The organism is Nonomuraea fuscirosea (assembly GCF_003001935.1).
GTDB lineage: Bacteria > Actinomycetota > Actinomycetes > Streptosporangiales > Streptosporangiaceae > Nonomuraea > Nonomuraea fuscirosea.
On sequence record NZ_PVNG01000008.1, the window covers coordinates 232,322 to 245,681 of the forward strand.

Annotated in this window: 15 protein-coding genes; 4 read left to right on the forward strand and 11 right to left on the reverse strand. The window is 70.5% G+C overall.

Going from position 1 to position 13,360, the window contains the following annotated elements:
• Positions 1–12: 12 nt before the first annotated feature.
• From B0I32_RS20270 to nikB, 8 genes are read right to left on the reverse strand one after another with little or no spacing between them, the layout of a single operon-like run.
• Complete coding sequence (locus B0I32_RS20270; RefSeq protein WP_106241538.1) at positions 13–1,209, reverse strand: phospholipase D-like domain-containing protein; 1,197 nt, start codon at positions 1,207–1,209, stop codon at positions 13–15.
• Positions 1,210–1,268: 59 nt separating this feature from the next.
• Positions 1,269–2,783, reverse strand: coding sequence for an ABC transporter substrate-binding protein (locus B0I32_RS20275; protein ID WP_106241540.1), 1,515 nt, complete (start codon positions 2,781–2,783; stop codon positions 1,269–1,271).
• Positions 2,784–2,804: 21 nt separating this feature from the next.
• Positions 2,805–3,599 (reverse strand): endonuclease/exonuclease/phosphatase family protein, encoded by a 795-nt coding sequence (locus tag B0I32_RS20280; protein ID WP_106241542.1) that lies wholly within the window; start codon positions 3,597–3,599, stop codon positions 2,805–2,807.
• Positions 3,600–3,614: 15 nt separating this feature from the next.
• Positions 3,615–4,277 carry a histidine phosphatase family protein gene (locus tag B0I32_RS20285; protein ID WP_106241544.1) on the reverse strand — a complete coding sequence of 221 codons (663 nt, stop codon included), beginning with the start codon at positions 4,275–4,277 and terminating at the stop codon, positions 3,615–3,617.
• On the reverse strand, positions 4,274–5,287 hold the full coding sequence (locus B0I32_RS20290; RefSeq protein WP_106241546.1) for an ABC transporter ATP-binding protein: 1,014 nt from the start codon (positions 5,285–5,287) through the stop codon (positions 4,274–4,276). Before B0I32_RS20290 ends, B0I32_RS20285 begins: the two co-directional genes overlap by 4 nt.
• The gene (locus tag B0I32_RS20295) at positions 5,271–6,275 is read right to left on the reverse strand and encodes an ABC transporter ATP-binding protein (RefSeq protein WP_106241548.1); all 1,005 of its coding nucleotides are present in this window, start codon (positions 6,273–6,275) and stop codon (positions 5,271–5,273) included. Before B0I32_RS20295 ends, B0I32_RS20290 begins: the two co-directional genes overlap by 17 nt.
• The gene (locus B0I32_RS20300) at positions 6,275–7,198 is read right to left on the reverse strand and encodes an ABC transporter permease (protein WP_106241551.1); all 924 of its coding nucleotides are present in this window, start codon (positions 7,196–7,198) and stop codon (positions 6,275–6,277) included. Before B0I32_RS20300 ends, B0I32_RS20295 begins: the two co-directional genes overlap by 1 nt.
• 2 nt (positions 7,199–7,200) lie before the next feature.
• Positions 7,201–8,124 carry a nickel ABC transporter permease gene (gene nikB, locus B0I32_RS20305; RefSeq protein ID WP_106241553.1) on the reverse strand — a complete coding sequence of 308 codons (924 nt, stop codon included), beginning with the start codon at positions 8,122–8,124 and terminating at the stop codon, positions 7,201–7,203.
• Between the two features lie 501 nt (positions 8,125–8,625).
• On the opposite strand from nikB, the gene B0I32_RS20310 reads away from it, so the two are divergent.
• Genes B0I32_RS20310 through B0I32_RS20320 form a run of 3 tightly spaced genes read left to right on the forward strand, consistent with a single transcriptional unit; the run spans position 8,626 to position 11,026 of the window.
• Positions 8,626–9,588 (forward strand): DUF6772 family protein, encoded by a 963-nt coding sequence (locus B0I32_RS20310; protein ID WP_106241555.1) that lies wholly within the window; start codon positions 8,626–8,628, stop codon positions 9,586–9,588.
• Between the two features lie 5 nt (positions 9,589–9,593).
• Positions 9,594–9,929, forward strand: a complete 336-nt coding sequence (locus B0I32_RS20315; RefSeq protein ID WP_106241886.1) for a hypothetical protein — start codon at positions 9,594–9,596, stop codon at positions 9,927–9,929.
• Between the two features lie 41 nt (positions 9,930–9,970).
• Positions 9,971–11,026 (forward strand): LacI family DNA-binding transcriptional regulator, encoded by a 1,056-nt coding sequence (locus B0I32_RS20320; protein WP_106241557.1) that lies wholly within the window; start codon positions 9,971–9,973, stop codon positions 11,024–11,026.
• On the opposite strand, the gene B0I32_RS20325 is transcribed toward B0I32_RS20320, so the two are convergent.
• Positions 11,023–11,724: an alpha/beta fold hydrolase gene (locus B0I32_RS20325; RefSeq protein WP_106241889.1), complete on the reverse strand. Its 702-nt coding sequence runs from the start codon at positions 11,722–11,724 to the stop codon at positions 11,023–11,025. The genes B0I32_RS20320 and B0I32_RS20325 overlap by 4 nt on opposite strands.
• A gap of 83 nt (positions 11,725–11,807) precedes the next feature.
• Here B0I32_RS20325 and B0I32_RS20330 point away from each other — a divergent pair, with 83 nt between their 5' ends.
• Positions 11,808–12,476: a TetR/AcrR family transcriptional regulator gene (locus tag B0I32_RS20330; protein ID WP_106241559.1), complete on the forward strand. Its 669-nt coding sequence runs from the start codon at positions 11,808–11,810 to the stop codon at positions 12,474–12,476.
• On the opposite strand, the gene B0I32_RS56550 is transcribed toward B0I32_RS20330, so the two are convergent.
• Together B0I32_RS56550 and B0I32_RS20335 are read right to left on the reverse strand one after the other, a co-directional pair.
• Positions 12,460–12,594, reverse strand: a complete 135-nt coding sequence (locus B0I32_RS56550) for a DUF3592 domain-containing protein (protein ID WP_146178237.1) — start codon at positions 12,592–12,594, stop codon at positions 12,460–12,462. The genes B0I32_RS20330 and B0I32_RS56550 overlap by 17 nt on opposite strands.
• 6 nt (positions 12,595–12,600) lie before the next feature.
• Positions 12,601–13,227, reverse strand: coding sequence for a TetR/AcrR family transcriptional regulator (locus B0I32_RS20335; RefSeq protein WP_106241561.1), 627 nt, complete (start codon positions 13,225–13,227; stop codon positions 12,601–12,603).
• Positions 13,228–13,360 lie beyond the last annotated feature (133 nt).

The following is a 13,360-nucleotide window of genomic DNA, read 5'->3' on the forward strand; positions in this document are numbered from 1 at the left end:
CTCGTCCTCGGGTCACCCGGCCTGGGGCACCGCGCCGACCTCCCACACCCGGGCGAAGTTGGCGCCGTACGCCCGCACGACGGAGCGTTCGGACAGTTCGACCATCGCCTCGTCGTTGCGGCGCAGCGAGGTGGCGTTGAAGTTGTGGCTGCCGGTCATCACCCAGCTCCGCCCGGGCGCCCGGTCGGTGACCACGATGTACTTGGAGTGGATCCGCCCGGCGGGGGTCGAACCGTCGAGCACCCGCCGTCCCACGTGGGCGGCGTCCAGCGCGGTGGTGACGGCGTCGTCGGCCGGGCCGTGCACCACGCGCACCTGGCAGCCGGCCCTCACCAGCGCGGCGAGCCGGTCGACGATCGCGAGCCGGGTGTCGTCCCACTCGGACTGGCCGATCTCGACCCGGGTGCCGTTCCTGGGCGCGCAGCGGACCTGGCCGAGCCGCTGCTCGATCGGGTCGCGGTCGGCGACCGGGTAGAACTGGGCGGTGATCCGGCCGCCCCGCCCGCCGGCGGTGACGACGGTGTCGTAGTCGGGGTTCTGCACCTCGGCGGCGAGGTCGTCGAAGTACTTCGCGTACCCCTGGAACAGCTCGCGGTTGCCGGGCAGCACGACCAGGTTGTTCCAGTAGCTGGTGGAGTTGACGTCGGTGAGGTTGTTCGAGGCCTGGACGACGACGTCACGCCGGCCGCCGGTCTCGGAGAAGAGCGAGATCTTGTTGTGCATGCCCTTGGTGCCCTGGCAGGAGGTGGTGTTGCCCTCCGGGCTCATGTGGCTGCAGACGTGCACCCACGAGGTGGCCGACCTGTCGGTGCCGAGGGTGCCGATCAGCTGTTCGGCGGCGGGGTTGTCGATCTGGTAGCCGTCGATGACCATGCGCACCTGGACGCCGCGCCGGTACGCGTCGAGCAGCACCGCCACGTAGTCGGCGCCGGCGTCGCCCGAGATGACGAACTCGGCGATCTCGATCGACGATCCGGCCGGGGCCTGCTTGATCAGCGAGCAGATGCGTTCCACGACCGCGGTCGGGGTGCCCGCGACGGGGTCGTTGAAGGCGGCGCCGGTGGTGACCGGCACCTCGGCGGCGTTACGGCAGGCGCTGCGGGCCGGCTCCGGCAGGGCGGCCTGCGCGGCGGGAACGTTGATCGCGGACACGGCGAAGGCGGTCAGGGCGGCGAGCCCGGCCAGGAGGGCGGGGCGGATTCGAGGCATGGGCGTTTCCTTGTGCTCGCTGTGCTGAGGGTGCTGTGCTGAGGGTGGGCGGATGGGCGTCAGCCCTGTTCGACGGAGACTCGTGAGAAGTCCGGCCGTCCGCTGACCGGCATCTCCAGCCCCTTGACGTTGTCGCGGACGGCGTAGTTGTTCTTCAGGTCCACCGGGAAGATGCCGACCGCCTCATCCCAGATGATCTTGCTGGCCTGGGCGTACAACGTCTTGCGCTCGTCCTGGTCCAGCGACCCGCGCGCCTTGGCCAGGATCGAGTCCAGTTCCTTGTTGCAGTAGCCCATGCGCTTGGCGTCACAGGTGTAGAGCCGGTTCAGGGTGAAGTCGGCGTCGCCGGTGCCGGTGGTGTTGGTCTGCAGGTTCATGTCCCACTTCAGGGCGGTGAAGTCCTTGAGCCAGGTCGCCCGCTCCTTCTCCTGCGGCTGCACCTTGATGCCGACCTTCTCCCAGGAGGAGATGAACGCCTGCGCCATGGCCCGGATGTTCGGCCCGCCCGCCAGCGGCCACTGGATCGTGGCGGTGATCCCGTCGGGATGCCCGGCCTCGGCGAGCAGCTTCTTCGCCCGTTCCGGGTCGTAGGCGTACGGTTCGAGCTGGGTCGAGCCGAAGACCGCCTGCGTGATCGGCGACCGGGCCACCGTGCCGAGGTCGCCGAACAGGCTGCCGACGACGCCCTTGACGTCGATCGCGTGCAGCATGGCCTGACGGACCTTGACGTCGTCGAACGGCTTGTTGTTCTGGTTGAACCAGATGAAGTAGTAGTTGAAGCTCGGGCCGGTCCCGTACGTGATGCCGTCCACGCCGGACACCTCGGCCACCTGGTCCGGCGGGATCGAGGCGAGCACGTCCACCTCGTCGTTGTTCAGCGCGGTGATCCGGGCCGAGACCTCCGGCATGTTGAGGATCTCCAGCTTGGCCACCTTGGCCTTCTCGCCCCAGTAGGTGTCGTTGCGGCTGAGCTCCACCTTGTCGTCGGGGCTGAACGAGGTGAACGTGAACGGTCCGGTGCCGATCGGCCGCTGCCAGTACGCGTCGTCGGCGACCTTGTCGCCCTGACCGATGAACACCAGGGACAGCGTGCTGGGCAGGGTGCCCAGCGGAGCCGAGGTGTGGAACGTCACCGTGCGGTCGTCGGTGGCGTCGACGCCGGTGATGGAGGCGAGCAGCGGGGCCAGCGACCCCTTGAGGCTGATCAGCCGCTCCACGGACCCCTTGACGTCCTTGGCGGTGAAGGGGGTCCCGTCGCTGAACTTCACCCCTTCGCGCAGGTGGAACACCCACGTCTTGTCGTCGGGGCTCTCCCATGACGTGGCCAGCTTCGGGGCCGGCTGACCGTCCTTCATCACCGTGAGCGTCTCCAGCCCCTGCTGGACGGTGGTCTGGACGGCCTCTTCCGCGGGGAACTGCTGGACGTCGAGCGACACGGGGAACAGCTGCGGCGCGTACCGCAGCACCTGCTCACCGCCGTCGGCGGCGCCGCCGCCGGAGCCGCCGCAGGCCGCGAGGCCGAGCACGAGGGCCATCGCGACGAGGCCGCCCTTGGCCCGGGAACGTGCGATCATTGCCTGTCTCCTTGCTTGGTTCTACGCCGTCACGGACGGCAGGGTGAAGGTCGCGGCGACGGGCTTGTGGTCCGACGGGGCGGTGCCTGCTGAGAAGAAGTCGACGACCTCGCTGGCCCGGGTGGCGATCGGGCCCTTGGCGAAGATCCAGTCGATGGCCTTGGACGGGGACCCCAGCGGCGACAGGCGCGTGCCGCGTTCGGTGACGAACGGCAGCGGCGACACGGGGTGGGTGACCGGCGACGTGCGTCCCAGGGCGGTGAACGAGTCGAGGAAGCCGCTGTTGCCGAGCACCCACAGCGGCTGGCCGATGTCGTTGATGTCCACGGTGAACAGGCAGGCCCCGTCGCCGGCGAGCTCGTCCAGGGCGGCGGCCACCTGCTCCGCCTGCCCGGTGCGCAGGTTGCGGCGGTCCTCCCGTTCCCGCTCGTGGCCCGGCCAGGTCAGGTGCGCGGTGGCGAACACCAGCGGGCGGGCTCCGTCGATCCTGGGGCGCAGCCGGACCCAGAACAACCGGGCGTCGGGGGCGAGGATGCCGACGTCCGTGGCCCCGTACTCCACCAGGTCGAACAGCTCTTCCCGCCACCACAGGTTGCTCTGCGTGCCCCATCCGGGGAAGTCGTCGTGCACGCGGGCGTGCCCCGGCATGGCCTCGTCGAGCACCGCGCGCGAGCGCGGCCGGAGCTCCTGGGTGGCGAGGAGGTCGGGCGGCCGGGTGGTGAACAGGTCGCGGATCGCCGGCTCGCGCTGCTCCAGCTCCCAGTCGCCCCACAGGTTGTAGGTCATGGCGACGAAGGTGAACGATCCGGTCAGCATGCTGATCCTTTCGATTCAGTCGGCCCGCGCGGCCTGCGCGGCCCAGGTGGTCGGCGCGTTGTACTCGACCACCGAGTGGTTCCGCCGCTCGCCCGCGTAGCCGATGACGGTCAGCGAGGTGTTCACCGGCGGGGCGAAGCTGAGGTGGCCGGGCACCGGCAGGCGCAGCGCGGCCGCGGCGGCCACCCGGATCGGGCCGCCGTGGGTGAACACCATGACAGTCGCGTCCCCGGCCACGTCGCCGGCCGCGAGGGCGGCCGCGTCGACGAGCGCCTGCCACACCCGCCGGCGCAACTCGGCGAACGTCTCGCCGCCGCCGCGCCGCACGTCCTCCCCGCGCCCGACGGCGGCGAGCACGTCCGGGTACTCCGCCGCGATCTCGGTGAAGGGCCGGCCGGCCCAGGAGCCGATGTCCGCCTCACGCAGCCGGGCGTCCAGCCTGGCCTCGAGGTCGAAGTGCCGCAGGTACGCGTTCGCCGTGTCCCTGGCCCTGGGCAGATCGCTGGCGACGACCAGGTCGGGCGGGCCGAACCGGGCCAGCAGCGCGGCCGCGGCCACCTCGGCCTGTTCGCGACCGGTGGCGGTGAGCCCCGAGTCGGACTGTCCCTGGTAGCGCTCCTCGACGTTCCACACCGACTCGCCGTGCCGGACAAGGACCAGGCGCACCCTGCCCGTCATCGCGCACCCGCCGCGGCGACCGGCAGTTCGGGGAAGTGACACGCGGACGAGTGCTCGCCCAGCCGGACGGCCAGCGCCGGCTCCTCCGTGGCGCACCGATCCTGCGCCTTCCAGCACCGGGTACGGAACCGGCAGCCGGACGGCGGCGACACGGGCGATGGAATGTCACCCTTGAGGAGGATCTGCTGCCGGGGCGGCGCGGCCCAGGGGCGGGGCACCGGCACCGCGGACAACAGCGCCTGCGTGTACGGATGCACCGGAGCGGCGAAGATCTGCGCCGTCGTCCCCGTCTCCACGACCTTGCCGAGATACATCACCGCGACCTCGTCACTGATGTGCCGCACCACGGACAGGTCGTGGGCGATGAACAGGAAGCTGAGCCCGAGCTCCTGCTGCAGGTCGACGAGCAGGTTCAGCACCTGCGCCTGCACCGAGACGTCCAGCGCCGACACCGCCTCGTCGCAGATCACCAGCCGGGGCCGCAGCGCCAGCGCGCGGGCGATGCCGACCCGCTGGCGCTGCCCGCCGGAGAACTGGTGCGGGTAGCGGTCGGCGTGGTCCGGGTTCAGCCCGACCCTGGCCAGCAGGTCCTTCACCTCGGCGGCCCACCGGTCGCGGGGCACGACCCCGGGGCTGATCAGCCACGCCTCGCTGATGATCTGTTCGACGGTGAGGCGGGGGTTGAGCGACGCGTACGGATCCTGGAAGATCATCTGGATCTGCCGGCGCGCCTGTCGCAGCTCGGCCGGGGGCAGGGTCAGCAGGTCCTGGCCGTCGAAGACCACCTGGCCGGACTCCGGTGGCTCCAGGCCGATGACGGTCCTGGCCAGCGTGGTCTTGCCCGAGCCCGACTCGCCGACCAGGCCGAGCGTGCGGCCCGCGGGCAGGTCGAACGAGACGCCCGAGACGGCCTGGACGGCGCCCGCCTTGCGCCGCAGCACGCTGGAGCGGATCGGGAAGCTGGTGCGCAGATCCCGTACCGACAGCAGCGGGTCAGTGGGGGACGACATCGGCGGCGACCTCCTTCGCGTGGTGGCAGGCGGCGCGGTGCGACCCGGGACGGCCGGGCACCGGGGCCAGCTCCGGCCGCTCGGTGCCGCAGACGTCGGTGGCGAAGTCGCACCGGGGCTGGAACGGGCAGCTCACGGACAGCCGGGTAAGGTCCGGCGGCGAGCCCTTGATCGGCGTCAGCCGTTCGCGCGGCCCGTCCAGCGCCGGGATCGAGGCCATCAGCCCGCGCGTGTACGGGTGCCCGGTCGTCTCGTAGACCTCGCGCAGCCCGCCGGTCTCCACCACGCGGCCCGCGTACATGAGCATGACCCGGTCGGCGACGCCGGCCACCACGCCCAGGTCGTGGCTGATGAGGATCATCGCCATCCGGTGCTCCGCCTTGAGCTCGGCGAGCAACGCCATGACCTGCGCCTGGACGGTGACGTCCAGCGCGGTGGTGGGCTCGTCGGCGATGAGTACGCGCGGCTGCAGCGCGATCGCCATCGCGATCATCACCCGCTGCCGCATGCCGCCGGAGAACTGGTGCGGATAGTCGTCCACCCGGCGGGAGGCCGCCGGGATGCCGACCCGGTCCATCAGCTCGATCGCCTGGCGCCGCGCCTCGGCGCGGGAGGCGCCGCGCCGGCGCCGGAACAGCTCGCCGATCTGCGCGCCGACCCGGAACACCGGGTTGAGCGAGCTGAGCGGGTCCTGGAAGACCATCGCCAGGTCGGTGCCGTTGAGCCGGCGGCGCTCTGAGCGCGGGCGGGTCAGCAGATCCGTGCCGGCGTACACGATCCGGCCGCCGGTCACCTCGCCCGCCGGGCGCGGGACCAGCCCCATCAGAGCCTGGGCGGTGACGCTCTTGCCGCTGCCGGTCTCGCCCAGGATGGCCAGGGTCTCCCCTTCGGCCAGGTCGAAGCCCACCCGGTCGACGGCGGTGACGGTGCCCGCCCGGGTACGGAACCGTACCGTCAGGTCCCGTACCGCCAACAGTGGATCGTCCATCACATGCTCCTCAGCCGCGGGTCGAAGCGGTCGCGCAGCGCGTCGCCCAGCACGCCGAAACTGATCACCAGGACGGCCAGGCCGATGCCGGGGATCGTGGAGATCCACCACGCGTTGGACAGGTAGTCCCGGCCGTTGGCGATGGTCAGCCCCCAGCTCGGCGTGCTGGCCGGGGTGCCGAGGCCGAGGAAGCTCAGGGACGCCTCGGCCAGGATCACGTGGCCCAGCTCCACGGTCGCGACCACCAGGATCGGCGCCGTCACCGACGGCAGGATGCTGCGCGTCACCAGGTGCCAGGTCCGGGCGCCGAGCGTGCGGGTGGCGTCGACGAAGTCGCGGCTCTTCAGCCCGAGCACCTGGCTGCGGGTGACCCGGGCGAACGTCACCCAGTTGGAGATGGACAGGACGATGACGACGTTCACCACACTGGGCCCGAGGATCGAGGCGATGAAGATGGCCAGCAGGATCGACGGGAAGGTGAGCTGGATGTCGGCCAGCCGCATCAGCACCATGTCGAGCCAGCCGCCGAAGTACCCGGCGGCGACACCGGCCGCGACGCCGATGACGCCGGCCAGGACCAGGGTCGCCACGCCGACGGTGATCGACACCCGCGCGCCCTGCAACATCTGGGCGAGCACGTCCTGGCCGACCTGGTCGGTGCCGAAGATCGCGGTGTGCCCGTCCGGCAGGACGAAGCCGGGCGGTTTCAGCCGGGAACCGAGGTCCGTCGCGACGGGATCGAACGCCAGCAGCATCGGCCCGACGACGGCGGCGACGACGTAGAAGGCGACCACCGCCAGCGAGACGATGATGCGCAGCCGTCCGATCCTGACCCGGCTCCTGGCCGCCGGGCGGACCTCGCCGGCCGGCGGGGTGGAGTCGTCGGCGCTCTGGGGCAGAACCTGCTCGGTCGACCTGTTCATCGTCACCGTCCCAGCCGAATGCGCGGATCGAGGTAGCCGTACAGGACGTCCACGACCAGATTGATCAGGACGAAGCCGCCGGCGATGAGCAGGATCGCGGCCTGCACCACGTTGTAGTCACGGGCCGAGATCGAGTCGATGAGCAGCCGCCCGACGCCGGGCCAGGAGAAGACCGTCTCCACGATGACCGCGCCGCCGAGCAGCTTGCCGAACTCCAGCCCGGCCACCGTCACGATCGGGATCAGCGCGTTGCGGATGGCGTGCTGGGAGATGACCAGCCGCTCGGAAAGGCCCTTGGCCCGCGCGGTCTGGATGTAGTTCTCGTGCACGACGTCGAGCAGGCCGCTGCGGGTCAGCCGGATCAGCACCGCGACCAGCGGCAGGGCGAGCGTGACCCCTGGCAGGATCAGCCGGTCGAAGCCGCCGTGCCCGCCGCTGGCCAGCACGTGCAGCTGCCGGGCGAACACCAGGATGAACATGATCCCGATCCAGAACGACGGCATGGACTGGGACAGCAGTGCGAACACCGAGACGATGCGGTCGGCCAGGCGGTTCACCCGCAGCGCGCCGAGCACGCCGAGCGCGACGCCGAGCACCAGGCCGATCACCATCGCCACGACGGCCAGTTGCAGGGTGAGCGGGAACTTCTCCGTCACCAGGCCCATGGCGTCACTGTGGTAGCGGTAGGAGTCGCCGAAGTCGAAGCGGACCACGTCGCCGAGGTAGATCCCGTACTGCACCGCCAAGGGGCGGTTCAGCCCCATCTGCTCGCGTAACTGGGCGATCTCGGCCTGGGTGGCGTCGGAGCCGAGGATGAGCTGGGCCGGATCGCCGGGAACCAGCCGGAGCACCAGGAACACAATGGTCACGGCGCCCCACAGCACGAAGACGGCGAACAGCGCGCGCCGGATGAAGTACGCGGTCATGGCCGGTCCGATCGCGGTCGGTCGGCGTCCCGTTTCAGCATCGCCAGGCAACTCCTGGGTGAGCCAGGACGCGGCGGGCGTCTGGCGGTGACGGCTTGAGGGTGGAGGAGGGCCGGCAGGCGAGCCGGCCGGACTTCGGAGGGTGGTCCACAGAGGCGGCGAGCCGTCGGCCGCGGGGGAGCGGCAGGATGACCGGCTCGCAACATTAACGTTAATGCGATTGGTGGCTGATGCTAGGACTGAGGATCCTGGGCGTCAAGGGTCGGGATCGGCTTTTCCGCTCGACGCCGTCCTGAACGATCTCAGTTTATCCGCTTTTACCTGCGCGAATACGATTCACCATGCCGTCGGACGGGACGTGAGGCGGTCACCCGCAGGGTTGACGTCCGTTCAACATGAACGTTAATGTCCGGCCAACCGTGTGATCCGCTCCGGTCGATCGGCCGGGCGTGGACCTTCGCCATTTCCGTATGGCCTCAACTTTTCCCAGGAGCCTCCGGCATGACCATGACGGAGCGGCCAGACCTGGCCGCAGAACTTCGCGCCGCGATATTGTCGGCGGACCCGAGGCTGTCGAAGTTCTCCCCGCTTCGGCGCATCCTCACCTACGACGACTTCAACTCCGGCGCCCATGGCTGGACCGAACTGCTGGGCAATTACAACGGCAACGGCGACCTGTCCACGGTCGACGACCACATGCGCGACTTCCGGCCGCCGCAGCTGTCCAACTGCTCGTTCTTCGACATCGGCAGCCACGGGGCGATGACCGGGTCGTACGCCCTCAAACTGGCCACCCGGCCCTACGAGGGGCACACCGCCACCGCCATCAGGCGGCTCACCATGAGCGGGCGCGGCCTGCTGCAGATCGAGGCGTACTTCACCTTCAAGGCCGAGGCGACCGTCGACGGCAGCGCGGGCGACCAGTTCGGCGACGTCACCTGGGACGGCAACCTGCACCCGTCGGAGGCGCAGTTCGGCTGCTTCACCGTGGCGACCGACCTGTGCGGCGACGGCGGCCTGCGCTACCACACGGTGGCCCGCTACCTGAACACCACGCTGGACAACACGCTGTCGCGGCAGTGGGTCTATCCGACCGTGCCGGAGCCGACGCCGCGCGAGCACCTTGAGGGCAAGGTCAAACTGGCCTACGGGGCCGACTTCACCGCGCCCAACCCGGAGGACTGGCAGCCGTTCGGCGAGCCGCAGGAGCTCTGCTACAACGAGGTGCCGACCAAGGTCAACTGGCACTACCTGCGCTGGGTCATCGACACCGGCGCCCGGCGCAGCGTCGAGTTGCAGGTCAACGACCGGGTCATGGACATGTCCTCGATTCCGGTGCCCCCGTACGAGGAGCGCTACGACTCGCTCGAGAACCTGCTGAACTTCTACTTCTCGGTGCGCACCCATTCGTCGGTGCGCAACTTCCTGTTCCTCGACTCGGTTCTCATTTCCACGGAGTGGTGACGTTCATGCGGCAGGTGCAGACGGCGGTTCTCGAACGGGACACGACTTTCGACGCCGATTTCGCGACGGAACCGTACGAGGTGGCGTGGGCCGGTGAGGCGCGGTGGTTCGTGCACACCCTTTCGGCGTCCGGTGAGGACGTCGCGGTGCGGCTGGTCACCCAGATCTCGCCGGACGGATTGACCTGGTGCGACCTCGACGGCCACGAGCACGTCGTCACCGGTCCCGGCCTGGTGACCTGGCCGGTCGAGCGGTTCGGCCAGTGGCTGCGGCTGCGCGGCACCGTGACCGGCGGAAATCCGTCGGCGAAGCTGCGCATCTATCTCACCGCCAAGAGCTGAGCGCGACCGGGAGAAGGCACGGGAGCGAGCGGGAGCAGGGCATGCGCAGGGCCGGGGGCCGGCGTCACACGCTGCGGGACATCGCCGCGGCGTTGAATCTGTCGGTCAACACCGTTTCGCGTGCCCTGTCGGGAAAGGACGGCATCGGGGAGAAGACCAGGGCGCTGGTACGCGCCGAGGCGGAGCGGGTCGGCTACGTGCCGAACAGCATGGCCAGGTCGCTCGTGACCGGCTCCGCGATGACCTTCGGCCTGGTCATCACCAACCCGTCCAACCCGTTCTACGCGCAGCTGATCTCCAGCATCGAGTTACGCGCGCGGGAGCACGACTATTCGCTGCTGCTGACGGTGACCGACGAATCGGCGGAGAACGAGGCGCGGGCCGCGGAGTCGCTGCTGCGGTCGTCGGTGAGCGGGGCGATCGTCGTACCGGTGCAGGCGGGCGCCGATCCGTGGCAGCGGCTCGGCGCGGTCGGCGTGCCCACCGTGCTGCTCAACCGGGACCTGCCCGACCTGGGCTACCGCTTCGTCGGCACCGACAACGAGCTCGGCGGCTATCGGGCCACCGCGCACGCGATCGCCTGCGGCGCCCGCTCGATCGTGGTGCTGGAGGAGGACCTGCCGATCACCACCATCGCCGACCGGATCGCCGGCTACCGCCGCGCCATGACCGAGGCCGGCCTGTCCATGCCGCGGGGCAGCGTCATGCGGGTGCCCACCCGCCGCCACGACCAGGCCGCCCTGCCGTGGCAGCCGCAGCAGGCCTACCAGGTGGCCCGCCGCATGCTACGCCGGGCCAGGCTGCCGGACGCGGTCGTGGCCGGCAACGACTACTTCGCCCTCGGCCTGTATCGCGCGCTGGCGGAGCACGGGCTCAAGGTGCCGGACGACCTGATGGTGATCGGCTTCGGCGACCATCCGTTCTCCGCGTTCCTGTCGCCGTCGCTGACCACGGTCCGGCTGCCCGCCGAGGAGGTCGGCGAGATCGCCGCCGATCTGCTCCTTGAGGAGATCGCGGGCGGGCGCAGCGCCCGTCCGCTGAAGCAGCTGATCGCCCCCACGCTGGTGGAACGCGACTCGACCGCCAGGAAACGCTAGTCCAGCGCGGCGAGCAAGGCCTTCGCCACGTCGTCCGGGTGCGTGAGTATCGTCTCGTGGGTGCCGGGCAGCGGCACCGGCTCGACGCCGACGCGGGCGGCGAGTTCGGCGCCGGGCGCGGCCAGCCCCCGGTCCCTCTCGGCGAGGAGGTAGGCGATCGGCAGGCCCGCGAAGTCCACGGTGTCCAGCGCGTCGAGCATGTAGTTCCCCGGCTGCGGGACCAGCAGGTCGTACACGAGCCGCTGCACCTGCTCCGGCTCGTCCTGCATGAGGGACTGGCGGAACGACTCGAAGTCCACGGAGACGGTGTGGTCCGGTGACGCCGCGATCGTCGAACGGAGGAAGGCGCCCACCTCCGGGCCCATCGCGTCGGCCATCGACTCACCGGCACGCGGGACGAACGCGCTGACGAAGACGATCCCGCGCAGGCGGCCGCGCAGCCGCGGCACGGCGCCGGCGATCGGGATGCCGCCCCAGCTGTGGCCGACCAGCACGACGTCGGTGAGGCCGCGGCGCTCGACCTCATCGACCAGGTACGTCACCGCGTCGGCCAGCCGCGGCTCACGCGCGTCGTCACCCGCCGAGAGGCCGGGCATGGTCAGCGCGATGCCCGCGTGACCGGCGTCGGCCACCCGCTGGGCCACCGGATGCCACGACCACCCGCCGTGCCAGGCCCCCGGAACGAAAACGTAGTTCACCTGCGACTCCAAGCCTATGAATAGAGACATGCTCTGCTCATCAGAGTCTAACTCTGATCAACAGGGCGGGTAGCATGCCTCCCGTGCCGACCAGGTCATCGAAGAGCGCCGGAGCGAGCAGGCGGGCGGAGTACGCCGCGGCGACCCGCCGGGCGATCCACGAGGCCGCGCGGGAGTTGTTCAGCGCCCAGGGTTACTTCGCGACCACCGTGGACGACATCGCGGCCGCCGCCCGGGTCGCGCCGGCCACGGTGTACGCGGTGGGCGGCGGCAAGCAGGGCCTGCTCAAGGCGATCATCGAGGCCAGGACCACCGCGCCGGACGTGGCCGAGACCCACGCCCGCATCGCCGCCGCCACGGACGCGGCCGAACTGCTGCGCTTCATCGTCAACGCCACCCGGATCCGCTTCGAGCACTCCCGCGACCTGATGCGGGTGGTCGCCGACACCGCCCCGCACGACGCGGGCGCCGCCCAGGCGCTGCGGACCGCGCAGGCCAGCCTCCGCGACGGCCTCACCCGTACCGCCCGGCGCCTGGCCGAACTGGGCGCCCTGCGACCCGGCGCCGACGCGGAGGAAGCCGCGGAGACGCTCTGGTTCTACCTGAACAACAACGCCTACTTCACCTTGACCGACGACAACGGCTGGTCGCTGGAGAAGGCCGAGCGCTGGCTGCGCGACTCACTCCACCACGCCCTGCTGAACGGCGTGAACACCACGCCCAGGCCGCCGGTGATCAGCGGGCCGAGATAGGCCGGCAGAACGAGGAGATCCGCGCGTCGCGCGGATCGGCCGGGTCGTAGGCGACGGACACGGCTTCGCCCTCCGCGTAGGCCGGCGGGTTGCTGCCGGTGGAGCTCTCGGCGCGCACGCGAGGTCACAGCTGGAAGCCGGTCCGCAGGCGGGCGACGGTCTCTTCCAGCACGGCGGGCAGGTCGAACGCGCCGCCGCTGCCGGCGGCGAGCCACGCCATCGTCATGGATCCGCAGAGCATCCTGGTGAGGCTGAGGATCTCCGGGTCGGTGGCGTCGCGGCCGGCCCGTTCGGCGAACAGCTCGGCCATCCCGCGCATGCTGGAGGCCAGGCTGCCCATGTTCGCCGCCCACACCTCCGGAATGGTCACCACCAGCCGGGCCCGGTCCTGGATCTCCACGTGCTCGGAACGGGCGGCGCCGGTCTCGTCGAAAGCGGTGCGGACGGCGTTGTGCAGCGCGGCCAGCACCCCCAGCTCCGGCGGCTGCTCGCGGAAGGCCGTGATGAACGGCCTGATCATCAGCAGGTCGTCGTCGAGCACCACCAGGTCGTGCTTGGTGGGGAAGTAGCGGAAGACCGTGCTCGGCGCGAGATCCGCGGCGGCCGCGACCTGCTCCACCGTGGTCGCGTGATAGCCCTGCTCGCCGAACAGCCGCAGTGCGTGCCGCTGGATCGCCTGCTTGGTCCTGGCCCGCTTGCGTTCCCAGGCTCCTCCGGACGATCGGCTTCCGGGCTGTTCACTCGTCACCACGTCGCGCTTCGCTCCTCAACGCACGGTCACAGCTGCAGCGGTCATCGTACGCCTCGCCTGCGCGATGCCCGCTGACCTGGGAGAACCGCGCCCACTCCAACCTTGGTGTAATCTCCGATTCTGAGAGTTAACT

Coding starts and splice junctions, on each gene's coding strand:
- B0I32_RS20270 (WP_106241538.1), bottom strand. CDS start 1,209: ATGCCTCGAATCCGCCCCGCCCTCCTGGCCGGGCTCGCCGCCCTGACC.
- B0I32_RS20275 (WP_106241540.1), bottom strand. CDS start 2,783: ATGATCGCACGTTCCCGGGCCAAGGGCGGCCTCGTCGCGATGGCCCTC.
- B0I32_RS20280 (WP_106241542.1), bottom strand. CDS start 3,599: ATGCTGACCGGATCGTTCACCTTCGTCGCCATGACCTACAACCTGTGG.
- B0I32_RS20285 (WP_106241544.1), bottom strand. CDS start 4,277: ATGACGGGCAGGGTGCGCCTGGTCCTTGTCCGGCACGGCGAGTCGGTG.
- B0I32_RS20290 (WP_106241546.1), bottom strand. CDS start 5,287: ATGTCGTCCCCCACTGACCCGCTGCTGTCGGTACGGGATCTGCGCACC.
- B0I32_RS20295 (WP_106241548.1), bottom strand. CDS start 6,275: ATGGACGATCCACTGTTGGCGGTACGGGACCTGACGGTACGGTTCCGT.
- B0I32_RS20300 (WP_106241551.1), bottom strand. CDS start 7,198: ATGAACAGGTCGACCGAGCAGGTTCTGCCCCAGAGCGCCGACGACTCC.
- nikB (WP_106241553.1), bottom strand. CDS start 8,124: ATGACCGCGTACTTCATCCGGCGCGCGCTGTTCGCCGTCTTCGTGCTG.
- B0I32_RS20310 (WP_106241555.1), top strand. CDS start 8,626: ATGACCATGACGGAGCGGCCAGACCTGGCCGCAGAACTTCGCGCCGCG.
- B0I32_RS20315 (WP_106241886.1), top strand. CDS start 9,594: ATGCGGCAGGTGCAGACGGCGGTTCTCGAACGGGACACGACTTTCGAC.
- B0I32_RS20320 (WP_106241557.1), top strand. CDS start 9,971: ATGCGCAGGGCCGGGGGCCGGCGTCACACGCTGCGGGACATCGCCGCG.